General features: G+C 71.8%; 19 protein-coding genes. 11 read left to right on the forward strand and 8 right to left on the reverse strand.

Annotated features, from left to right (window positions below; genetic code table 11):
- The first annotated feature begins 117 nt into the window (after positions 1 to 117).
- The 4 genes from ACFYYW_RS45380 (at position 118) to ACFYYW_RS45395 (ending at position 5,547) form a co-directional block, all read left to right on the forward strand.
- Positions 118 to 1,398 (forward strand): aspartate aminotransferase family protein, encoded by a 1,281-nt coding sequence (locus ACFYYW_RS45380; protein ID WP_387659878.1) that lies wholly within the window; start codon positions 118 to 120, stop codon positions 1,396 to 1,398.
- Entirely contained in the window at positions 1,395 to 2,888 is a 1,494-nt protein-coding gene (locus ACFYYW_RS45385; RefSeq protein ID WP_387659881.1) for a CoA-acylating methylmalonate-semialdehyde dehydrogenase, read from the forward strand. Before ACFYYW_RS45380 ends, ACFYYW_RS45385 begins: the two co-directional genes overlap by 4 nt.
- An 85-nt stretch (positions 2,889 to 2,973) precedes the next feature.
- Complete coding sequence (locus tag ACFYYW_RS45390; protein ID WP_387659883.1) at positions 2,974 to 4,143, forward strand: extracellular solute-binding protein; 1,170 nt, start codon at positions 2,974 to 2,976, stop codon at positions 4,141 to 4,143.
- Positions 4,144 to 4,326: 183 nt separating this feature from the next.
- On the forward strand, positions 4,327 to 5,547 hold the full coding sequence (locus ACFYYW_RS45395) for a saccharopine dehydrogenase family protein (protein ID WP_387659886.1): 1,221 nt from the start codon (positions 4,327 to 4,329) through the stop codon (positions 5,545 to 5,547).
- Between the two features lie 80 nt (positions 5,548 to 5,627).
- On the opposite strand, the gene ACFYYW_RS45400 is transcribed toward ACFYYW_RS45395, so the two are convergent.
- Together ACFYYW_RS45400 and gabT are read right to left on the reverse strand one after the other, a co-directional pair.
- The gene (locus tag ACFYYW_RS45400; protein WP_352319368.1) at positions 5,628 to 5,828 is read right to left on the reverse strand and encodes a hypothetical protein; all 201 of its coding nucleotides are present in this window, start codon (positions 5,826 to 5,828) and stop codon (positions 5,628 to 5,630) included.
- Positions 5,829 to 6,038: 210 nt separating this feature from the next.
- Positions 6,039 to 7,367 (reverse strand): 4-aminobutyrate--2-oxoglutarate transaminase, encoded by a 1,329-nt coding sequence (gene gabT / locus ACFYYW_RS45405; protein WP_352319370.1) that lies wholly within the window; start codon positions 7,365 to 7,367, stop codon positions 6,039 to 6,041.
- Between the two features lie 124 nt (positions 7,368 to 7,491).
- Here gabT and ACFYYW_RS45410 point away from each other — a divergent pair, with 124 nt between their 5' ends.
- On the forward strand, positions 7,492 to 9,171 hold the full coding sequence (locus ACFYYW_RS45410; protein ID WP_387659889.1) for a PucR family transcriptional regulator: 1,680 nt from the start codon (positions 7,492 to 7,494) through the stop codon (positions 9,169 to 9,171).
- Between the two features lie 24 nt (positions 9,172 to 9,195).
- Here the strand turns inward: ACFYYW_RS45410 and ACFYYW_RS45415 are convergent, their stop codons facing one another.
- Positions 9,196 to 9,843, reverse strand: coding sequence for a TetR/AcrR family transcriptional regulator (locus tag ACFYYW_RS45415; RefSeq protein WP_387659892.1), 648 nt, complete (start codon positions 9,841 to 9,843; stop codon positions 9,196 to 9,198).
- Between the two features lie 291 nt (positions 9,844 to 10,134).
- Here ACFYYW_RS45415 and ACFYYW_RS45420 point away from each other — a divergent pair, with 291 nt between their 5' ends.
- Positions 10,135 to 11,562, forward strand: a complete 1,428-nt coding sequence (locus ACFYYW_RS45420) for an aldehyde dehydrogenase family protein (protein WP_352362966.1) — start codon at positions 10,135 to 10,137, stop codon at positions 11,560 to 11,562.
- Positions 11,563 to 11,700: 138 nt separating this feature from the next.
- On the opposite strand, the gene ACFYYW_RS45425 is transcribed toward ACFYYW_RS45420, so the two are convergent.
- Positions 11,701 to 12,825, reverse strand: a complete 1,125-nt coding sequence (locus ACFYYW_RS45425) for a trypsin-like serine peptidase (RefSeq protein ID WP_387659895.1) — start codon at positions 12,823 to 12,825, stop codon at positions 11,701 to 11,703.
- A gap of 55 nt (positions 12,826 to 12,880) precedes the next feature.
- On the reverse strand, positions 12,881 to 13,894 hold the full coding sequence (locus ACFYYW_RS45430; protein ID WP_352319379.1) for a peptidase: 1,014 nt from the start codon (positions 13,892 to 13,894) through the stop codon (positions 12,881 to 12,883).
- A 198-nt stretch (positions 13,895 to 14,092) separates the two neighbouring features.
- On the opposite strand from ACFYYW_RS45430, the gene dxr reads away from it, so the two are divergent.
- From dxr to ACFYYW_RS45450, 4 genes are all read left to right on the forward strand, one after another.
- The gene (gene dxr, locus ACFYYW_RS45435; RefSeq protein ID WP_364414885.1) at positions 14,093 to 15,283 is read left to right on the forward strand and encodes a 1-deoxy-D-xylulose-5-phosphate reductoisomerase; all 1,191 of its coding nucleotides are present in this window, start codon (positions 14,093 to 14,095) and stop codon (positions 15,281 to 15,283) included.
- A gap of 40 nt (positions 15,284 to 15,323) precedes the next feature.
- On the forward strand, positions 15,324 to 16,493 hold the full coding sequence (ispG, locus tag ACFYYW_RS45440; RefSeq protein WP_352319382.1) for a flavodoxin-dependent (E)-4-hydroxy-3-methylbut-2-enyl-diphosphate synthase: 1,170 nt from the start codon (positions 15,324 to 15,326) through the stop codon (positions 16,491 to 16,493).
- 129 nt (positions 16,494 to 16,622) lie between these two features.
- A complete protein-coding gene (locus tag ACFYYW_RS45445) occupies positions 16,623 to 18,215 on the forward strand; it encodes an alpha/beta hydrolase (protein ID WP_387659900.1) in 1,593 nt (530 codons plus the stop codon).
- A 36-nt stretch (positions 18,216 to 18,251) separates the two neighbouring features.
- Positions 18,252 to 19,094 (forward strand): GNAT family N-acetyltransferase, encoded by an 843-nt coding sequence (locus ACFYYW_RS45450; protein WP_387660067.1) that lies wholly within the window; start codon positions 18,252 to 18,254, stop codon positions 19,092 to 19,094.
- 10 nt (positions 19,095 to 19,104) lie between these two features.
- On the opposite strand, the gene ACFYYW_RS45455 is transcribed toward ACFYYW_RS45450, so the two are convergent.
- Genes ACFYYW_RS45455 through ACFYYW_RS45465 form a run of 3 tightly spaced genes read right to left on the reverse strand, consistent with a single transcriptional unit; the run spans position 19,105 to position 21,518 of the window.
- Positions 19,105 to 19,482, reverse strand: coding sequence for a DUF3037 domain-containing protein (locus ACFYYW_RS45455; protein WP_352319386.1), 378 nt, complete (start codon positions 19,480 to 19,482; stop codon positions 19,105 to 19,107).
- Positions 19,479 to 20,291 (reverse strand): HipA family kinase, encoded by an 813-nt coding sequence (locus tag ACFYYW_RS45460; RefSeq protein ID WP_387659903.1) that lies wholly within the window; start codon positions 20,289 to 20,291, stop codon positions 19,479 to 19,481. The genes ACFYYW_RS45455 and ACFYYW_RS45460 overlap by 4 nt, the downstream gene beginning before the upstream one ends.
- A 48-nt stretch (positions 20,292 to 20,339) precedes the next feature.
- On the reverse strand, positions 20,340 to 21,518 hold the full coding sequence (locus tag ACFYYW_RS45465; protein WP_387659906.1) for an FAD-dependent oxidoreductase: 1,179 nt from the start codon (positions 21,516 to 21,518) through the stop codon (positions 20,340 to 20,342).
- A 62-nt stretch (positions 21,519 to 21,580) separates the two neighbouring features.
- Between ACFYYW_RS45465 and ACFYYW_RS45470 the strand changes: the two genes are divergently transcribed.
- Positions 21,581 to 22,036 (forward strand): MarR family winged helix-turn-helix transcriptional regulator, encoded by a 456-nt coding sequence (locus tag ACFYYW_RS45470; RefSeq protein WP_387659909.1) that lies wholly within the window; start codon positions 21,581 to 21,583, stop codon positions 22,034 to 22,036.
- The last annotated feature ends 40 nt before the right edge of the window (positions 22,037 to 22,076 follow it).

A 22,076-nucleotide genomic window follows, 5' to 3' on the forward strand; every position in this document is an offset into this window, starting at 1 on the left:
CCCCCAGGCGCACGGGTGATCCCCTAGGGGGAGGACTTACAGTTTGTAAGGGGATTTGACCCCCCGCCGACAGCCTGCCGCTGCCGGGAAGCCCAGGGGGACGGGATACTCGGTAGCATGTCGGAGCTTCTCGCGCGCCACCGGGCAGTGATGCCGAACTGGCTGGCCCTCAACTACAACGAGCCCATCGAGATCGTCAGCGGCAAGGGCAATCGTGTCATCGACGCCGACGGCAAGAGCTACCTGGACTTCTTCGCCGGGATCCTGACCAACATGATCGGGTACGACGTGCCCGAGGTGCGGGACGCCGTCGAGCGCCAGCTCGCCACCGGCGTGGTCCACACCAGCACCGTCTACCTGCTGCGCGGCCAGGTCGAGCTCGCCGAGAAGATCGCCCGGCTCTCCGGCATCCCCGACGCCAAGGTGTTCTTCACCAACTCCGGGACGGAGGCCAACGAGACCGCCCTCCTCCTCGCGACCTACGCCCGCAAGACCGACCAGGTGCTCGCCATGCGGCAGAGCTACCACGGGCGCAGCTTCGGCGCGGTCAGCGTCACCTCCAACCGGGCGTGGAAGAACAACTCCCTCTCCCCGCTCAACGTGCACTTCCTGCACGGCGCCGACCGGCACCTCACCCAGTTCAAGGGCCTGTCCGACGCCGACTACATCAAGGCGTGCGTGGACGACCTGCGCCACGTGCTGGCCACCTCGGTCTCCAACGACGTGGCGGCGCTGATCGCCGAGCCGATCCAGGGCGTCGGCGGCTTCACCATGGCCCCCGACGGGCTGTTCGCCGCCTACAAGGAGGTCCTGGACGAGCAGGGCATCCTGCTCATCTCCGACGAGGTGCAGACCGGCTGGGGCCGTACGGGCAGCGCGTTCTTCGGCATCCAGAACCACGGCGTGACCCCCGACATGATCACGTTCGCCAAGGGCCTGGGCAACGGCTTCGCGGTCGGCGGCATCGTCGCCCGCGGCGACCTGATGGACGCCCCGCACGCCGTGGGCCTGTCCACCTTCGGCGGCAACCCCATCTCCATGGCCGCCGCCAACGCCACCCTCGACTACGTCCTCGACCACGACCTCCAGGCCAACGCGGCGCGGACCGGCGACATCATCATCGGCGGCCTCAAGGAGGCGGCGCAGCGCCTGCCGATCGTCAAGGACGTGCGCGGCAAGGGCCTGATGTTCGCCGTCGAGCTGGAGAGCCCCGCCCAGGCCGCCCGCTTCATGGAGGAGACCAAGAAGGCGGGCCTGCTCGCCGGCAAGGGCGGCCTGTACGGCACCGCCATCCGCATGGCCCCGCCCCTCACCCTCACGGTGGAGGAGGCCGCCGAGGGCCTGGGGATCATCGTCAACGCACTCGAAGTCATCAACGCAGAGGCAGCAGCTCAGTGAAGTCGGTCAAGCACTGGATCAACGGATCTCCGGTCGACGGCGACAGCCGCACGGCGGAGATCTTCAACCCGGCGACCGGGGAGGTCAGCGGCCACGTGCGGCTGGCCTCGGCCGCCGACGTGGACGCCGCGGTCGCCGCGGCGGTCGCCGCCTTCCCCGCCTGGCGCGACGCCTCGCTCGTCAAGCGGGCACAAGTCCTGTTCCGGTTCCGTGAGCTGATGTACGCCCATCGGGACGAGCTGGCCGCGTTGATCTCGGCCGAGCACGGCAAGGTGCATGCGGACGCGCTGGGGGAGGTGGCGCGAGGGCTGGAGGTGGTGGAGTTCGCGTGCGGGATCCCGCATCTGCTCAAGGGCGGTTTCTCCGAGGGTGTCTCGACGCGGGTGGATTCGTACTCGATCCGGCAGCCGTTGGGGGTGGTGGCGGGGATCACGCCGTTCAACTTCCCGGCGATGGTGCCGATGTGGATGTTCCCGGTGGCGATCGCGTGCGGGAACGCGTTCGTGTTGAAGCCGTCGGAGCGGGATCCGTCGGCGTCGTTGCTGATGGCGCGGCTGTGGCAGGAGGCGGGGCTGCCTGAGGGGGTGTTCTCGGTGGTGCAGGGCGACAAGGTGGCGGTGGACCGGCTGCTGGAGCACCCGGACGTGGCGGCGGTGTCGTTCGTGGGTTCGACGCCGATCGCCCGGTACGTCTACGAGAGGGGCAGTGCGCACGGCAAGCGGGTGCAGGCGTTGGGCGGGGCCAAGAACCACATGCTGGTGCTGCCGGACGCGGATCTGGATCTGGTGGCTGATGCGGCGGTGTCGGCGGGGTTCGGGTCGGCGGGTGAGCGGTGCATGGCGATCTCGGTCGTGCTGGCCGTGGACCCGGTGGGTGATGAGCTGGTCGGCAAGATCGTGGAGCGGGTGGGCCGGCTGGTGGTGGGTCCGGGGGATGATCCGCGGTCGGAGATGGGGCCGCTGGTGACGGCGGCGCATCGGGACAAGGTGGCCTCCTACCTGGACCTGGGGGTCGCCGAGGGGGCCAAGCTCGTGGTGGACGGGCGGGAGACCGAGGTGCTGGGCGGCCGGGGCGGCGGGTTCTGGCTGGGGCCGACGGTGCTGGATCAGGTGCCGGTGGGGTCGCGGACGCATACCGAGGAGATCTTCGGGCCGGTGTTGTCGGTGGTGCGGGTGTCCTCTTATGAGGAGGGCCTGCGGGTGATCAACGAGGGTGTGTACGGCAACGGCACGGCGATCTTCACCAACGACGGTGGTGCGGCGCGGCGGTTCCAGAACGAGGTCGAGGTGGGGATGGTCGGGATCAACGTGCCGATCCCGGTGCCGATGGCGTTCTACAGTTTCGGCGGCTGGAAGTCGTCGTTGTTCGGTGACACGCATGTGCACGGCACGGAGGGGGTGCATTTCTACACGCGGGGCAAGGTGGTGACCTCGCGCTGGCTGGACCCGTCCCACGGCGGCGTGAACCTCGGCTTCCCCACGAACGGGTAACTCACGCCTCACGGCCGGGAGGGACCGGCGTCCCTCCTGGTCCCGTCCCCGGTAAGCTCCAGCGCAACGGACAAGGGGGGACATCGTGAGACGCCGTCGCATATCCGCCGTGGCGCTGGCCGCGGCGGCGCTGGTCGCCTGCACGGGAGCGGTGTCCTCGGCTGCCGGGCAGGCCACACAGCCGGCCGCACAGCCGGCCGCCAAGCCCAGCCCCAAGCCGACCCCGTCGGCCACGCCCTCGCCCACGGCCACCCAGAGCGACGGCACGCTGCAGATCCTCACCTACCGCGGCTACGCCGAGTACGGCGGCGTCAGCCCCAAGGCCAACTGGGTCGGCTCCTTCGAGAAGGAGACCGGCTGCCGCCTGGCCCGCGTCGACACCGTCCGCACCGCCGAGGAGATGGAGCGGGCCGTCGCGGCCGCCGAGCGCCCGTACGACCTGATCTCGGCGGGCCCGGCGCTGGCCGGCGACCTGATCACGCGCAAGCTGGTGCAGCCGATCGACTCCGCCAAGGTGAGCGGCTACGACGACCTGAACGAGCGTTTCCGCGACATGACGAAGGTGTCCGGCAAGGTCTACGGCGTGCCGTTCCTGTGGGGGTACCACGAGTTCATCTACGACTCGGCCAGGGTCAAGGGCGCGAGCATGAGCCAGGCGTTCGCCTCCGGCCGGGCCGCGCTCCGCGACAGCCCGCTGACCATCGCCGACGCCGCGCTCACCGACGCCACCGTCAAGGACCCGTACGAGCTGAGCCAGGAGCAGCTCGACCGGGCCATGGCGCTGCTCAAGCAGCAGAAGGAGCGCACCTACTGGCGCAAGCCGATCGACCTGGTCAAGGGCTTCGCCACCGGGTCGCTGGATTACGCGCAGGCCACACCGTACTATCGCCTGCTGCTGCAGAAGGCCGGCAAGCCGGTCCGGACGGTCGGCGCCAAGGCGGCCACCGGCTGGCTCGACTCCTGGATGCTCGGCGCCAACCTGCCCGACACCACCTGCGCCTACCGCTGGCTGACCTGGATGACCGCGGCCGACGCCCAGCGCGACGCGGCCGCCTGGGTGGGGCTGGCGCCGGCCAACGACAAGGCGTGCAAGGGCCGCGCCAAGTCGATCTGCGACCTCTACGGCGCCGACGACCCCAAGAAGCTCGACCGGATCGCCTTCGCCGTCCGGCCGCCGGGCGGTTGCCGCGGCGAGGACGGGGAATGCACTGAATATGCCGTCTGGGGGAAACGGTGGGCCGAACTCGCCGAGTAGGTGAGGTCTCCGCCCCCCGCTCGACCCCATCGCGGGCGCACTTTCCCCCGGGTGCGCCTGCAGAGACGCCCCGGGCCTTCCCCCCTGTCCCGGGGCGTCTCGCTGTCTTCCGGCTGAAGGACGTCCGGGACTTTTCGGTGCGAAAATTCGACTGAATGACCAGTCAGTGAGTATGTTCTCTCCATGAGAATCCTTCTTGTCGGCGCCGGAGGCGTCGGCTCCGCCGTGGTGCCCATCGCCGCCCGCCGCCATTTCTACGAACACATCGTGGTGGCCGACTCCCAACAGAGCCGGGCGGCCCGCGCCGTCGCCGCCGTGGACGACCCCCGCTTCACCGCCATCCAGCTGGACGCCTCCGACCGGGCCCAGGTCGCCGCGGCGCTCCGGGAGCACCGGTGTGACGTGCTGTTCAACGCGGTCGATCCGCGCTTCACGATGCCGCTGTTCGAGGCCGCCCTGGAGGCCGGGGCCCACTACCTGGACATGGCGATGTCGTTGTCGAAGCCGCATCCGCGCGAGCCGTACCGCAAGCCCGGGGTGAAGCTGGGGGACCGGCAGTTCGAGCGCGACGGCGAGTGGCGCGACGCGGGCCGGCTCGCCCTGGTCGGCATGGGCGTCGAGCCGGGGCTCGCGGACGTGTTCGCCCGCTACGCCGCCGACCACCTGTTCGACGAGATCGACGAGATCGGCATCAGGGACGGCGCCAACCTCGTCGTGGACGGCTACGACTTCGCGCCCACGTTCTCCATCTGGACCACGATCGAGGAGTGCCTGAACCCGCCCGTCGTCTGGGAGGACGGGCAGTGGCGCACCACCGAGCCGTTCAGCGAGCCCGAGGTGTTCGACTTCCCCGACGGGATCGGGCCCGTGGAGTGCGTGAACGTCGAGCACGAGGAGGTGCTGCTCGTCCCGAGGTGGATCCCGGCGCGGCGGGTGACGTTCAAGTACGGGCTCGGCGAGGAGTTCATCGGCGTGCTCAAGACGCTGCGCAAGCTGGGCCTGGACAGCGCCGACAAGATCAGGGTGGGCGGCGCGGAGGTGGCGCCGCGCGACATGGTCGCCGCGAGCCTGCCGGACCCCGCGACGCTGGGCGCCCGCATGCGCGGCAAGACCTGCGCGGGCACGTGGGTCAAGGGCACCGGCAAGGACGGCTCACCGCGCGAGGTGTACCTCTACCACGTGGTGGACAACGAGTGGTCGATGCGGGAGTACGGGTCCCAGGCCGTCGTGTGGCAGACGGCGATCCATCCGGTCGTCGCGCTGGAGCTGGTGGCGACCGGGGTGTGGAAGGGCGAGGGCGTGCTCGGCCCCGAGGCGTTCGACGCGGTGCCGTTCCTCGACCTGCTGCGCGAGTACGGCTCGCCGTGGGGCCTGCGCGAGACGGTCGCAACGGCCGCGGCTTGACGGCCGCGCTTCCCTGGCCGCGCTTGTCCGGCCGCGCTTCCCTGGCCGCGCTTGCCCGGCCGCGCTTCCCTGGCCGCGGCCTAGCGGCCGGGGAAGGCCACCACGGTCGCCATGGGAGCGGGCAGCAGCGCCTCGGCGCAATCGGTGCAGGCGAGCACGGAGGAGTTGTCGGGCAGTTTGCCGACCCGGACCCGGGGCCGCGGCCACCTCTTGTGGCACACCACGCAGGCGTCGCCGTCGCGCTGGGCCGGCGTCAGGCCCTCAGGGTCGAACGTCAACATACTCCGTGCCGTTCTGGTGGGACCCCAGTTCATCACGCTCCCAGCTGCCATCGCCCCTCCGCATGTCCGGATCCGTTATAACCCTGACCGAGGCCGTGATCGTCTAGCTGAGCGTCAAGCCAGGGTGAATTCTCTACCCGAGTGACCTGCGTTACACACACAAAATCGGGCATCCAGCCGCAAGCCGGATGCCCGATTTTTCGGTCTTTGTTATAGAGCGGAGATGGCCTTCTCCAGGATGCCCAGGCCCTCCTCGAGCAGGTGCTCGGGCATGACCAGCGGCGGCAGGAAGCGCAGCACGTTGCCGTACGTGCCGGCGGTCAGGACCACCAGGCCCTCGGCGTGGCAGCGCTTGACGATCTCCTGGACGGCGGTCGGGTCCGGGTTCTTCGTGCCCGGCTCGACCAGCTCGATCGCGATCATCGCGCCGCGTCCGCGCACGTCGCCGATCGCCGGGAACCGCTCCTGGAGCGAGCGGAGGCGGGGGAGCATGATCTCGCCGATGCGGCGGGCCTTGGCGACCAGGTCCTCCGACTCGATCGTCTCCAGGACGCCGAGCGCGGCCTCGCAGGCCAGCGGGTTGCCGCCGTACGTGCCGCCCAGGCCGCCGACGTGCACGTGGTCCATCAGGTCGGCGCGGCCGGTCACGGCGGCCAGCGGCAGGCCGCCCGCGATGCCCTTGGCGGTGCAGATGATGTCGGGGACGACGCCCTCGTCCTCGCAGGCGAACAGGTCACCGGTACGCGCGAAGCCGGTCTGGACCTCGTCGGCCACGAACACGATGCCGTTCGCCCGGCAGAACTCGGCGATCCGCGGCAGGAAGCCCCTGGCCGGGACGATGAATCCACCCTCGCCGGCGATCGGCTCGATCACCACGGCGGCCACGTTCTCCGCCCCGACCTGCTTGTTGATCTGGTCGATGGCCTGCGCGGCGGCCTCCTCCGCGCAGTTGTCCGCGCCCGTCGGCCAGCGGAACGGGTAGGCCAGCGGCACCCGGTACACCTCGGGCGCGTACGGGCCGAAGCCCTGCTTGTACGGCATGTTCTTGGCGGTCATGGTCATCGAGAGCAGCGTGCGGCCGTGGTAGCCGTGGTCGAACACCACGACGGCCTGCCTGCCGGTGGCGTGCCGGGCCACCTTGACGGCGTTCTCGACGGCCTCGGCGCCGGAGTTCACCAGGAAGGTGCGCTTCTCGTGGTCGCCGGGGGTCAGCTCGTTGAGCTTCTCGCAGACCTGCACGTAGGACTCGTACGGGGTGACCATGAAACAGGTGTGGGTGAAGTCGGCCGCCTGCTTCTGGACGCGCTCGACGACCTTCGGCGCGGAGTTGCCCACGTTCGTCACGGCGATGCCGGAGCCGAAGTCGATCAGAGAGTTCCCGTCGGCGTCCTGGAGGATGCCGCCGCCGGCGCGGGTGACGAAGACCGGCAGCGTGGTGCCGATGCCGGAGGGGACGGCGGCCTGCTTGCGGGCCAGCAGCTCCTGCGACTTGGGGCCTGGGATCGCGGTCACGACGCGCCGCTCCTGGGGAATGCTCATGGGCTCGACGCTACGTCGGGCTCCGACCTGGACCGATACGTCGATATGGCACACTGGGGGTGCTCGCCTTTGCCGGAATGGACAAACTCGTATGGCACCTTCGCTGCGCACCGTGGTGCGACGGATGAGGTTGCGTCAGCTGGCCGGCGCGGCGGCCCCCGGAGCGCTCGACGCGGAGGTGCGCTGGGTCGCGGTCAGCGAGCTGGAGGACCCGACGCCGTTCCTTGAGGGTTCGGAGCTGCTGCTGACGACCGGGATCCGCCTGGAAGGCGACTTTTCCGGATATGTCGCCCGGCTGGTGGGGCGCGAGGTGGCCGGGCTCGGGTTCGGCGTCGGGCTCTCCCACGAGCACGTCCCGGCCGCCCTGGTGGCGGCCGCCGACCAGGCGGGGCTGCCGCTGTTCGAGGTGCCGCGCGAGACGCCGTTCATCGCCATCGGCAAGGTGGTCAGCGAGCTGCTCGCCGCCGAGCAGTACGACGAGATCACCCGCGCCTTCGCCGCGCAGGGGCGGCTCACCCGGGCGGCGCTGCGTCCGGAGGGCATGAACGCGGTCATCGACCGGGTGGCGAAGGAGATCGACGGCTGGGCGGTGCTGCTCGACGAGACGGGCGAGGTCCGGCACGCCACACCGGGGGCCGACGTGCCGGTCGTGGTGGCCGAGCTGCGCCGGTTGCGCGCCGGCGGCCCGGCAAGACCCCAGCCCGACCAGACCCCCGGGGGAGAACGCGCGCTCACGGGCGAGCCCGCCGCCACTGGGGGGCAGAGCGGTGGCGCGCCGGGTGGGGAACGCGTGCGCGGTGATCACCAGGCGGGTGAGCGGGTGGGCGCCGGCGTGCCGACCGGAGAACGTGTGCGCGGTGGGGGCCAGGCTGGTCCGCGGGTGGGCGACGGCGTGCCGGCCGGGGCACGGGGTCGCGGTGCGGTCCAGGCCGGTGAGCGGGTGCCGGCGAGCCTGGCGTTGTCCGGGCCCGACGAGCACGTCGTGATCCAGCCGCTCGGCGGCGGTCCACGGCCGCGCGGATTCTTCGCGGTCGGCGCCCGCAGGCCGTTCTCGCCGGTGACCCACACGGTGATCAACGCCGCCGGCTCGCTGCTCACGCTCGCCATGGAGCAGGGCAGGGCGCAGCGGGAGGCCGGTCGGCGGCTCCGTTCGGCCGTGCTGGAACTGCTGCTCGGCGGGGCGGTCGAGCAGGCGCGGGCGGTGGCCGGCACGCTCGGCGCGCGGCTGCCCGGCGAGCCGCTGGTGGTCCTCGCGGCGGGCGCGGCCGCCCTGGAGACCCTGGAGCCGCACGGCTTCACAGCGCTCCTCGACGACGGCGCCGGCGGTCTTGAAGGCGGGGAGCAGGTGAGTGTCTGTCTGGTGTCCGAGGGGGGTGCGGAGAAGGTGGCGCGGGAGGTGGAGGGGCCGGTCGGGCTGAGCTCGCCCTGCCGCTACGGCGGCCTGCGTGACGCGCTCGACCAGGCGCGCCGCGCGCTGGCCCACAGCGACGGCGGCATGACGCGCTTCGCCGACCTGGCCGGGCAGGGCCTGCTCGCGCTGCTGGACGCCGACGCCCTGCGCGCGTTCTCCGGCGCGCTGCTGGCCCCGCTCACCGCGTACGGATCCCGCGCCGACCTGGTCGAGTCGCTGCGCGCCTACCTCGACAGCAACGGCCACTGGGACGCCGCCGCCCAGCGGCTCGGCGTCCACCGGCACACGCTGCGCTACCGCATGCGCCGCGTCGCCGAACTCCTCGGCCGCGACCTCGACGACCCGGGCGTACGCGCCGAGCTCTGGCTCGCCCTGGAGGCGGCCCGCCGCTGAGCGCGCCGCCGGCCTACAGGTGCCTCAGCGGCCGGGGGCCGACGGCAGGCTGTCCTTGTCCACCAGGTAGCAGCAGATCGTGGCCAGGGTGACCGCCTCGTACGTGCGGTCGTCCCGCAGGTGGCCGGCCCGTTCCAGGCTGATCGCGCCCTGCGCGGCGGCCCAGAGCGCGTCGGCGATCTTGCGTGGCTGGGTCGGCGTCAGGTAGCCGGCGGAGATGCAGTCGGCGATCACCCGGTCGAGGATGTTCAGCGCCGCGCGGGCGAGCGTCCTGGCTCGCTCGCTGGGCTCGAAACCGGGGATGGCCCGTTCGAACATCAGGTTGTAGTAGCCGGGCTCGGACAGGCACGCCTGCCGGTAGGCGGGGCCGAGCGCGGTCAGGTACTCCAGCGGGTTGCGCCGCTGCGGGACCGCTTCGAGAAAGCGACGAAAACGCTCGAAACCCTCCAGATACAGCGCCTCCGCCAGGCCCTCCCGGTTGCCGAACATCGTGTAGATGACGGTTGTCGTGCAGCCGGCCTCGGCCGCGATCCTGCGCATGGTCAGACTGTCGGGACCCTCGCTCTGCAGCAGGTTCACCGCCACGTCGAGCAGGCGGGACCGGAGTTCGTCCTGGGTTGCGCGCTCGCCCAGCAGGTAGGCGCCCTGCAGGCCCAGCGGGGTCGAGGTCATGCGACCTCCCCAGCGACCAAGGAGCTCAGTGTCCTTGTGACCTGGCGTTGCTCGGTCACGGGGCCCACGCCTTTCTGATCGGGGGCCCACCGCGCTGGAGACCCGCACCCGATGACTTAGCCATGGCGGAGATCGCTCAAACCACTCCGCATGGTAAACATCCCGAATTGGGTCTACTTCTGTTACATCATGGGTATACACCAGGGCTTGTACTTAACGGTGAGCGCTCATGGGAGTCTTGTGCACCGTGGTGTAAATCCCCGGCCTCCCGCTTGGCATAACGTCGTGGGTATGGACGTGCGTACCTTCTGGCTTGCCGGCCGGCCCGCCACCGGCGAAACCGATCTCACCGTGACCAACCCCCATGACGGTCGTGAGGTCGGCCGGTACTCCGTACCGACCGATGCTCAGGTCGAGGAGGCCGTCGCGGCCGCCCACGCGGTCTCGCGCGAGGCCGCCGCGCTGCCCGTGCACGTACGTGCCGAGGCCCTGGCCCACGTCTCGCGCAGGCTGGCCGAGCGGGCCGACGAGATCGCCCACCTGATCACCGCCGAGAACGGCAAGCCGATCTTCTGGGCGCGCGGCGAGGTCAACCGCGCCGTCTCCACGTTCCGCTTCGCCGCCGAGGAGGCCCGCCGCTGGTCCGGCCAGGTGCAGCGGCTCGACACCGAGCCGGCCGCCGCGGGCCGTCTCGCCTACGTCTCCCGCGTGCCCAAGGGGCCGGTGCTGGCGATCACCCCGTTCAACTTCCCGCTGAACCTGGTCGCCCACAAGGTCGCGCCCGCCATCGCCGTCGGCGCCCCGATCATCGTCAAGCCTGCCCCCGCCACGCCGCTGTCCTCCCTGGTCCTCGGCGAGATCCTGGCCGAGACCGACCTGCCCGCGGGCATGTTCTCGGTGCTGCCCGTGCAGAACGAGCGCGCCGCCGCCCTCGTCGACGACCCCCGCCTGCCCGTGGTCTCCTTCACCGGCTCCGCGCCCGTCGGCTACGCCATCGCCGACCAGGTGCCGCGCAAGCACGTGACCCTGGAGCTGGGCGGCAACGCCGCGGCCGTCGTGCTGGCCGACGCCGACCTTGACTGGGCCGCGCAGCGCATCGCCCTGTTCTCCAACTACCAGGCCGGTCAGAGCTGCATCGCCGTCCAGCGGGTGATCGTCGAGCAGCCGGTCTACGACGCGTTCGTCGAGCGTCTGCTGCCGGCCGTCGGCGGGCTCGTCACGGGTGACCCGGCCGACGAGAAGACCCAGGTCGGGCCGTTGGTGTCGGAGGCCGCCGCCGAGCGTGTGGAGCAGTGGGTACGCGAGGCGGTCGCCGCCGGCGCCCGCGTCCTGGCCGGCGGCACCCGCGAGGGCGCCACGGTCGCGCCGACCGTGCTGGCCGACGTCCCGCACGACGCCAAGGTGGCCTGCGAGGAGGTCTTCGGGCCGGTCATGATCCTCCAGCCGGCCGCGTCGATCGACGAGGCGTACGCCATGGTGAACGACTCCAAGTACGGCCTCCAGGCCGGCGTCTTCACCCGCTCCCTGGACGCCGCCTTCAAGGCCAACCGCGAGCTGGAGGTCGGCGGTGTGATCATCGGCGACGTGCCGTCGTACCGGGCCGACCAGATGCCGTACGGCGGCGTGAAGGACTCCGGCATCGGCCGCGAGGGCCTGCACTCGGCCATGGAGGACCTGACCTACGAGAAGGTCATGGTGCTCACCGGCCTGTCGCTGTAGCTCCCCGCCCCGCCCCGCGCCACCCCGCCCCGCCCCGCGCCACCCCGCCCCGCGCCACCCCGGCGCGGGGCGGTCGGGTGTCCGGCGCCGTTCTCGGAGGCGTCCGGCAGCGTTCTCAGGCGCGTCCGGCGGTGGGTGTCAGGCGCGTTCGGCCGTGGCGTAGACCGCCTTGGCGGCCTGGCCGAAGTACGGGCCGTACATGGTGTGCTGGTCGTCGCTGTACTTGAAGCTGCTCAGCGAGGTGACCGTGCCGCGGCCGGTCATCGGGTCGAAGCCGGACAGCCAGGGGCCGCCGCTCGACCCGGCGGTCATGGTGCAGCCGAGCCCCTGGTCGCGCGTCTGCTTGTAGGGGTCGTCACGCAGCCGCCCGGCGCAGTAGACGAGCTGGTCGCCGTCGTAGGGCGGGTCGGCCGGGTAGCCGAAGCCGTAGGTCTGGCCGCCGCGCCGGGTGTTGAAGGCGATGTCCTGGGTGCCCACCACGTCGGCGACGTGCCGCCCGCCCGAGGTGGCCAGGGCGACCATGCCGACGTCGTGGTTGTCGTCGCCGGAGCGCGACCAGGGGGCGGAGACGAACATGCGGCGGGCCGCGTACTGGCCGTAGGGCTGCTCGCCGCCCCTGCCGTAGCCGGGGACGAACGTCCAGTTCTGGGCCCATTCGCCGGCGCCGTCCTTGACGCAGTGGCCGGCGGTGACGACGAGGTCTCTGCTGGCGCTGGTGACCGTGCTGGCCGAGCAGACGAAGTCGGCGCCCGCCAGGGTCAGGAACACCCGCCCGGTGGTCCTGGTCACGGCTCCGCCGGTGCTCCAGCGCGCGCCGATCGTGCTGGCCTGCGGCCTGGACGACGCCTGGTGCCGGCGGCCGACGTTGATCTCGGTACGGCCGCCGGACACGCCGGGCTTCGCCTGCACCCCGCTACGGCCGGACACGCCGGGCTTCGTCTGTACCCCGCCGCGGCCGGTCAGGCCGCTGAGCAGGCCGTCGCCGTCGGTCACGGAGTCGAGCAGACCGATGGGCAGGGCCGCCGCCATGCGTTGCGGGGTCCAGTAGCCGAGCACCCGCCGCTGCTCGGCGTCGCTGCGCGCGGCCTCGTGCTCGACCACCATGCTCTGCCGGGCCGCGGCGTGCTCGACGGCGTGCTCGACGGCGTGCTCGACGGCGGGACGATCGACCTGGTGCTGGCCCGGGACCGCGCCGAGGATCGCCGGTCCCGTCAGCCCCACGATCAGCGGGGCGGCCGCAAGCAGGGAGGTGCTCAGGGTCATGGCCCCCGAGTGTGCACCACGTCGTGTGTTCTTGTGGCTACTTTCCGTAAATTGATCAGAGTGCGCCGGCGGTTTGCGCTGCCTGGTACACCGCCTGCGCTTCGTTTCCGAAATACGGGCCGAACATCCAGTTGGGGGCGAAGTTGTATTTGAAGCTGTTGACCGAGTTCTGCGTGCCGAGACCGGTCGACTCGTCGAAATTCAGCATCCACGGGCCGCCGCTCGCGCCACCGGTCATGTCGCAGGTCAGGCCGAGGTCGTCGGAGAGCAGGAAGTCGTCGAACGCGCGGCCGCTGCAGTAGATGAGCTTCGAGCCGTCGTAGGGGGCCGCGGCCGGGTAGCCGAAGGAGTACATCTGCCGGCCCCGCGGCTGGTTGAAGGCCACGCCCTGGCCGCCGACGACGTCCACCAGGCTCTTGCCGTCCACCTGGGCCACCACGGCGGCGGCCACGTCGAAGTTGACGTCCTCGCTGGCGTTCCACTGGGGGGTGGTCAGCAGTCTGGCGGCCGGCCAGGTGCCGAAGGGGCGCTGGCCGGCGGCGTAGCCCGGCACGAACACCCAGTTGGTGTGGAAGGCGCCGCCGAGCTTGACGCAGTGGCCGGCGGTCAGCACCACGCTCTTGTTCGCGCTGGTCACCGCCGAGCCCGAGCACGAGGCGCTGCGTCCCTGATAGGTGAAGAAGACGCGGCCGGTGGTCTTCACGACGGCGCCGCCGCCGCTCCAGGGGGCGCCGGAGCTGTTCGCCGACCGGAGCTGCCGACCGTCGCCCCGGCCGCCGGTGGGCGGCGCCTGCCAGGGGGTGCCGCCGCCTGGCTCGCCGGGCCCGGCCGCCGCGCCGCGGGCCGCCTTCCCGCCGTCCTTGGGCGCGGGCAGGTCGAGCGGCTGCGCGCTCTCCATGCGCGCCTCGGTCCAGTACCGCGTGACCTGCCGTTGCTCGGACGTCGAGTCCGCGGCGGCGTGCTGGGCGGGACGGGGTGCCGCGCCGGCCTGGGCCGCGGTGCCGGGGAGCAGGGCGATGCTCCCGGCGGCGAGGGTGAGGATGGAGAGCAGGGCAAATCTGCGGGGCATTACGTAACCTCCCGAAACCGGAGCTGGGGCTTGGAAGGTAGCCGCACAATAATCAGGATTTCTCAAGAAATGCGCATCCCGATATAGCGATATTTGGACATAAATGGCCTGGGTTATCGCCCGTCACTCAGGAGTCGGGATCGCGGCCGTAGGGCCCTCACGTGCCCGTCCGCGTCCGGCAGCGGGGACAATGGACACGTGCATGCAGAGACCCTCCGCTCCGTCGTCGTGCTCGGCTCCACCGGCTCGATCGGCACCCAGGCCCTCGACGTCATCGCCGCCGATCCCACCGGGTTCGAGGTCGTCGGCCTCGCGGCCGGGGGCGGCAGGGTCGAGGAGCTGGCCGCGCAGGCGGCCCGGTTCGGCGTGGAGGTCGTGGCGGTGGCCGACGCCGCCGCCGTCCCGGCGCTGAAGGAGGCGCTGGCCGCGCGCGGGGCGTCCCCCGTCGTGCTGGGCGGCCACGAGGGCGTCGCCGAGGTCGCGGGCTGGCGGTGCGACACCGTGCTCAACGGCATCACCGGCGCGCTCGGCCTGACGTCCACGCTGGTCGCGCTGGAGGCCGGCCGCACGCTCGCGCTGGCCAACAAGGAGTCCCTGATCATCGGCGGGCCGCTGGTCAAGCGGCTGGCCGCGCCGGGGCAGATCCTTCCGGTCGACTCCGAGCACTCGGCGGTGCAGCAGTGCCTGTGGGCGTCCGGGCCGGGCGGCCACGACCCCGCCGCCGTCAGACAGCTCGTCATCACCGCCAGCGGCGGCCCGTTCAGGGGCATGAAGCGCGAGGAGATGGCCGACGTCACCCCCGAGATGGCGCTGGCCCACCCCACCTGGTCCATGGGCCCGGTCATCACCATCAACTCCGCCACCCTGGTCAACAAGGGGCTGGAGGTCATCGAGGCCCACCTGCTGTTCGACATCGGCTTCGACCGCATCGAGGTCGTCGTCCACCCGCAGTCGGTGATCCACTCCATGGTCGAGTACGTCGACGGCTCCACCATCGCCCAGGCCAGCCCGCCCGACATGCGGCTGCCGATCGCGCTCGCGCTGGCCCACCCGGCCCGCGTGCCCGGCGCCGCCCGGCCCGTCGACTGGACCAGGGCCCACACCTGGACCTTCGAGCCGCTCGACGACGCCGCCTTCCCGGCCGTCGCGCTGGCCAGGCACGTCGGCGCGGAGGGCGGCACCGCGCCCGCCGTCTACAACGCCGCCAACGAGGTCTGCGTCGAGGCGTTCACCAGGGGCGGGCTGCGATTCCCCGCGATCGTCGACACGGTCGCCAAGGTCGTCGAGGAACACCGCGTCACCCCGGCCTCCAGCGTGGAGGAGGTGCTGGCCGCCGACGCCTGGGCCCGGGCGCGTGCGGCCGAACTCACAGCCGGGCAGTCCTTCTAGCTACCTAGACTGGGTAGCGTCGTCACACCTAAGGGTAGAAATGTCTTCTGTAGCACTTGGCATCCCGACGGTCCGCCCCAAGCCGCTCGCCGAACGCCGGCACTCCCGCCAGATCATGGTCGGCAGCGTTCCCGTGGGCGGCGACGCGCCCGTCTCCGTCCAGTCGATGACGACGACGGTCACCGCCGACGTCAACGCCACGTTGCAGCAGATCGCCGAGCTGACGGCGTCCGGCTGCCAGATCGTGCGGGTGGCCGTCCCGTCGCAGGACGACGCGGACGCGCTGCCGATCATCGCGAAGAAGTCCCAGATCCCGGTCATCGCCGACATCCACTTCCAGCCGAAGTACGTGTTCGCGGCCATCGAGGCGGGCTGCGCGGCGGTCCGCGTCAACCCGGGGAACATCAAGAAGTTCGACGACAAGGTCGGCGAGATCGCCAGGGCGGCCGCCGACCACGGCGTGCCGATCAGGATCGGCGTCAACGCCGGGTCGCTCGACCCTCGCCTGCTCCAGAAGTACGGCAAGGCCACGCCCGAGGCGCTGGTCGAGTCCGCCCTGTGGGAGTGCTCGCTGTTCGAGGAGCACGGCTTCAGGGACATCAAGATCTCGGTCAAGCACAACGACCCGGTCGTCATGATCAACGCCTACCGGCTGCTCGCCGCCAAGTGCGACTACCCGCTCCACCTCGGCGTCACCGAGGCCGGGCCCGCCTTCCAGGGCACGATCAAGTCGGCCGTGGCGTTCGGCGCGCTGCTGGCCGAGGGCATCGGCGACACCATCCGCGTCTCGCTGTCCGCGCCGCCCGTCGAGGAGGTCAAGGTCGGCGCCCAGATCCTGGAGTCGCTGGGGCTGCGCGAGCGGGGGCTGGAGATCGTCTCCTGCCCGTCGTGCGGCCGCGCCCAGGTCGACGTCTACACGCTGGCCGAGCAGGTCCAGGCGGGCCTTGAGGGGCTCAAGGTCCCGCTGCGGGTGGCCGTCATGGGCTGCGTCGTCAACGGCCCCGGCGAGGCGCGCGAGGCCGACCTCGGCGTCGCCTCCGGCAACGGCAAGGGCCAGATCTTCGTCAAGGGCGAGGTCATCAAGACCGTGCCCGAGTCGCAGATCGTCGAGACCCTGATCGAGGAGGCCCTGCGGCTGGCCGACGAGATGGGCGTCGAGGTCGACCTCGACGACGACGACGTCTCCGGTCCCCAGGTGACCGTGGGCTGAGCGCCTCCGGGGGCCGGTGACCCGGTGCAATGGCCCCATTACAAACTGGCAAGCCTTTCCCCATACCCAGCGTCATGACCCGCCCGCCCGCGGGAGCATCACAGGGCCATGACGAGGGGGAGGGGCTGGGTGAAGCGCGTATTCAGTGTTGCCGTCGGCATCGCGGTGCTGGTCGCCGGGGTTGTCAGCGCGGACGGTGTGGCATCGGCCGGCAGGGGTGCGGCCTGGGGGGCGCAACAGGTGATCTGGGGGCCGTGCCCGGCGAAGGAGGGCAAGACGGTCCGGGCCGACCTGGAGTGCGCCACCGTACGCGTGCCGCTCGACTACCGCGACCCCTGGGGCCAGTCGATCAAACTGGCGATCAACCGCATCAAGGCCAAGGTGTCCAGGGACGGCAACCACCTCGGCACCCTGCTGATCAACCCGGGCGGCCCGGGGGCCTCCGGCCGTGACCTGACCGAGTTCGTCTCGAACGGGCTGCCGAACCGGCTGGGCGAGCGCTACGACGTCGTCGGGTTCGACCCGCGCGGCGTCGGCGGCAGCGAGCCGTCGCTCCACTGCGTTGACCCCGACGCCTACTACCGGGCGCCGCGCCCCGACGCGGTGCCGCGCACGGCGGGTGACGAGAGCAAGCTGCTGGCCAGGGCCGACGAGTACGCCACCCGCTGCGGCGACCTCTGGGCCTGGATGTTGCCGCACCTGACGACCGAGAACTCGGCCAGGGACATGGACACGATCAGGGCGGCGCTGGGCGAGGAGAAGATCAGTTACCTGGGCTACTCGTACGGCACCTACCTCGGGGCCGTCTACGCGACCCTGTTCCCGCAGCGGGTCAGGCGGCTGGTCATGGACAGCACGGTCAACCCCGAGGGCGTCTGGTACCGGTCGAACCTGGGCCAGGACGTCGCCTTCGAGCGCCGCCACCGCGCCTTCCTCGCCTGGACGGCCCGGCACAACGACGTCTACCGGCTGGGCGGCACGCTGAAGCAGACCTCGTTCGCCTACTACGCGATGCGCGACCGGCTGCGCACCCGCCCGGCCGGCGGCGTGGTCGGCCCGAGCGAGCTGGACGACACCTTCACCCTCGGCGGGTACACCGACCGGGTGTGGCCGGAGTTCGCCCGCGCCTGGTCCGCCTACGTGCGCAAGGGCGACGTGCAGCCGCTGGTGGAGGCGTACAACCGGCGCGGCAAGAACGACGCCGACGACGAGAACGGCTACGCGGTCTACCTCGGCGTCCAGTGCCGCGACGCCGCGTGGCCGCGCGACTGGGCCAAGTGGCGCACCGACATGGCCCGGCTGCACCGCAGGGCGCCGTTCCTGACCTGGCCGAACGCCTGGTTCAACGCGCCGTGCGCGTTCTGGCCGGTCAAGGGCGGCACGCCCGTCGCGGTGCACGGCTCGCCGAAGCTGCCGCCGGTGTTGTTCCTGCAGTCGCGCGACGACGCCGCCACGCCGTACCGGGGGGCGCTGGCCATGCACCGGCGGTTCCCGCGCAGCGGCATGGTGATCGACGAGGGCGGCAACCACGGCGTGTCGCTGGCCGGCAACCGGTGCGTGGACGGCCACCTCGCGGCGTACCTGGCCGACGGCACGCTGCCGGCCAGGACGGTGTCCTGCGCGGCCCTGCCGGACCCGGCTCCGGCCGCCCACCTGGCCGCCCACCTGGCCGCCCGAGACGCGCAGGGTCACGATCGGCTCACCGACGTGCTGTCCCGGTGAGCTATTCGGGGTACGTTCGCGTAGTCTGACCATGTGATGCTGCGTACATCGGCGTCGCGCGTGCTCGACGACAGCGACCGGGACGAGGTTCTCGCCCTGCTTGACTGCGATCCGGTCGCCAACGTCTTCGTCTCCTCCCGGGTGCGGGCCGTCGGACTCAATCCGGCACGGCTCGGGGGGCAGATGTGGGGATTCGGGCCGCGCGGCGGGCTCGTGTCGCTCTGTTACGCCGGCGCGAACATGGTGCCGGTCAACGCCGGTCCCGAGGCCGTGCACGCGTTCGCCGACCGTGCCCGCAAGCAGGGGCGGAGGTGTTCGTCCATCGTGGGCCCCGTCGAGGCGGTGTCCCTGCTGTGGGAGCGGCTGGAGCCGCACTGGGGCAGGGCGCGGGCCATCAGGTGGGCGCAGCCGGTGATGGCGACCTCCAGCAAGGCTCCCGTGCCCGCCGATCCGCTGGTGCGCCGGGTGCGGCCCGAGGAGTTCGACATCGTGCTGCCGGCGTGCGTGGCGATGTTCACCGAGGAGGTGGGCGTCTCGCCCAACCTCGGCGACGGCGGCGCGCTCTACCGCACCCGGGTCGCCGAGCTGATCCGCATCGGCCGCGCCTACGCGCGCATCGACGACGGCCGGGTGGTGTTCAAGGCGGAGGTGGGCGCGGTCACGCCGCACGCCTGCCAGATCCAGGGCGTGTGGGTGGCCCCCGACCAGCGCGGCAAGGGCCACGCGGTGGCGGGCATGGCGGCGGTCGTGGAGGCGGCGATGAGCTGCTTCGCCCCCGTCGTGTCGCTCTACGTCAACGACTTCAACCACTCGGCGCGGGCCGTCTACCGCAAGGTGGGGTTCCGCGAGGTGGACACCTTCATGTCGGTGTTGTTCTGAGGGTGTGCGGCTAGAGGCGGACCAGCTTGTCGAAGAGGCGGGACAGCTCGGTGCCGGGGTCGGCGGTGAGGCCCGCGTGCACCGGCCCGGTCTGGACGATCGTGCTGCGCGGCGCGGTCAGCCAGCGGAACCGGCCGCCCAGCGGCTCGCCCGCGAGGGGGCCGGGACGGTCGCCGCAGGCCCGCTCGTAGGCGCTGAGCGCGTGGCGCACGCCGTCGAGGTCGGCGCCGGGGTCGAGGGCGCGCAGACGGGCCGGGTCGAGGTGCACGCGCGCGCACAGGTAGTCGCGCGGCTGGCAGTAGAGCAGCACGCCGGCGTTGATCAGCTCGCCGCGCTCGATCTTCGGCATGACGCGGATCACCGCGTACTCGTAGACGTCTCTGGTCACCGGCTTCCTCCCCGCCAGAACTCGCCGACCGAGCCGGGCCCGGACGCCCTGCGTTCCTTGTCGGGGCCGCGCAGCAGCCACTCGCGCGGCCCGTGCGCCCGGCTCAGCAGATGGTCGGTGTAGGCGTCCCGCACGGATTGGGCGGAGTCGAAGCCCGGCTCGCCGTCGAGCCATTCGTCGGGCACCAGGGCCGTCACCTCGTCGAGCAGCTCCCGGGTGATGCGGCCGGCCAGGTCGTCGCCGGCGGCGGGCACGTCGGGCGCGAACGGCGCGAGCACGTGGTCACCGGTGTCGAAGGCGCGCTGCGGGTCGGCCGTGCGCCAGTTGTGGTGGAACCACAGGGCCGCGCCGTGGTCGATGAGCCAGGTGTCGCGGTGCCAGACCAGCAGGTTGGGGTTGCGCCAGCTCCGGTCGATGTTGTGGATCAGGCCGTCGAACCAGACGACCCTGGAGGCGAACACCGGGTCGGGGATCCAGCCGAGCGGGTCGAACCCGAGCGCGCCGGGCAGGAAGTCGACCGCCAGGTTGAGGCCGGTGCTGGCCTTGAGGAGGTCCTGGACCTCCTCGTCGGGCTCGCGGACGCCGAGCTGCGGGTCGAGGTCGATGAGCTTGAGCTCGGGAGTGCGCAGCCCCAGCCGGCGGCCCAGCTCGGCGGCGATGATCTCCGCGACGAGCACCCGCCGGCCCTGCCCCGCCTCGCGGAACTTCACCACGTACGTGCCGAGGTCGTCGGCCTCGACGACGCCCGGCAGCGACCCGCCCTCCCGCAGCGGGGTCACATATCGGGTGGCTGCGATCTTTTCCAGCACGGGACGAGGCTATCGTCCCCCTGGCCCCCATCCGTAACTCCGGCCGGTTCAACGCGCCGGTGGTCGGACAGGACGGGCGAAAGGGGCGAACGGCTGCTGCAACGAGGCTTCGACGGCGGTGAACGCGTAGTCGAGCATGGCGTGCTCGTAGGCCGTCTTCGCCTCGGCGAGCGGGCGGCCCGCGGCGGCGGCCGCGGCCAGCCCCGCGCTCAGGGTGTGGGCGTCGCGCAGCGCGACGTTCGCGCCTTCGCCGCGTCCCGGGCTCATGCTGTGCACGGCGTCGCCGAGCAGGGTCACCGCGGGCTCGTCCCAGGGGCGCACGCGCCGCGCCGAGTGGGTGTGCACCAGGAACGTCGCCTCGGGGTCGGCCCGCTCGACGATCCGGCGCACGCCCTCGTGCCAGCCGGCGACCGTGGCGAGCGCGAGCCGGTGCAGGGCGGCGGGGGAGGTGTCGTCAGGACGGGGGCCGGGGGCGGTCAGCGTCCAGGAGAAGTAGCCGGGGACGTCGGTCAGCCGCAGGCCGGGGGCGTGCCGGGCGGCGGCCTCGGCCACCGGCTCGCAGGGGCGGCAGGTGGCGACCGAGATCGCGGTGTGGTCGGGCGCGGTGACCCGGTTGAAGGTGTCGACCAGGTCGGGAGGCGTGGCGGCCAGCAGGTCGGGGGTCAGGACGGTCCTGCCGTACAGGGCCCAGTCGAGCCGGTCCACGACGGCGTCGGGGAGGAGCTGGGCGCGGACGCGGGAGCCGACGCCGTCCGCGCCGGCGAGCAGGTCGCCGTCCAGGGCGGAGCCGTCGGCGAGGTGGGCGCGGACGCGGCCGCCGGGCAGCGGCTCGTACCGGCTGAACTCGGTGCCGAAGCGCACGTCGAGGCCGGACAGCAGGATCTCGCGCAGGGTGAGCCGGTTGACGCCGAAGCCGTCCACGCCGGGGAGCTGGGGCGGGACGTCCTTGGAGAACTTGGGGACCAGCCGGGTGTCCATGAAGGTCATGCGGGTGGCGGGGCGGATGGAGGTGGCCACGGCCAGGTCGTACAGATCGGGGGGCAGGCACGCGCGCAGCGCCGCGGCGCCGGTCTCCTTGAGGCTGATGCGGTAACCCTGGGGGCGATGGCCGGCCGAGGGGTCGCGCTCCAGGACGGTGGCCTGGAGACCCGCCTTGCGCAGGCCCTGGGCCAGGGATAAGCCGCCGATGCCGCCTCCTGCGACGATGATGTGGGCAGAAGTGTCCATGGACCTGACGATAAACGATAGCTGTCGCGACAGTAAATGCTTGCGCCAGCTATTCTGGTCGCGTGACCGACGATCGTGTGCCGCCGCCGTTCGAACTGGTGCTGGGCGGCGGGTCGCTGCTCGTACAGGTGGGGCGGGAGCTCAACACCGAGACCGAGCGCCGCCTGGCGCCGCTCGGGCTCACCGCGCAGCAGGCGGCGCTGCTGCTGCACGCGGCGGGCGGGCGCAGCACGCCCGGCGTGCTGAAGGGCCGGCTCGGCACGGACACGGCGGGGATGACCCGGCTGCTGGACCGGCTGGAGGCCAAGGGGCTGCTGCGGCGGGTGCGGCGGGCCGAGGACCGGCGGTCGGTCGTCATCGAGCTGACGGACGAGGGGCACGCGCTGGTGCCGCGCCTGCCGCCGATCTTCGGCGGGGTCAGCCGCCAGGTCTTCTCGGGGTTCTCCGGGGAGGAGATCGAGCAGGTCACGGGCATGCTGCGGCGGATCATGGCCAACCTGGCGGAAGGGCGATCGTGACCGGGACGCGCACGTGCCGCGGTCCCGGCCAGGATCGTCG

The sequence above is a fragment of the Nonomuraea sp. NPDC001831 genome, assembly GCF_042892035.1.
GTDB lineage: Bacteria > Actinomycetota > Actinomycetes > Streptosporangiales > Streptosporangiaceae > Nonomuraea.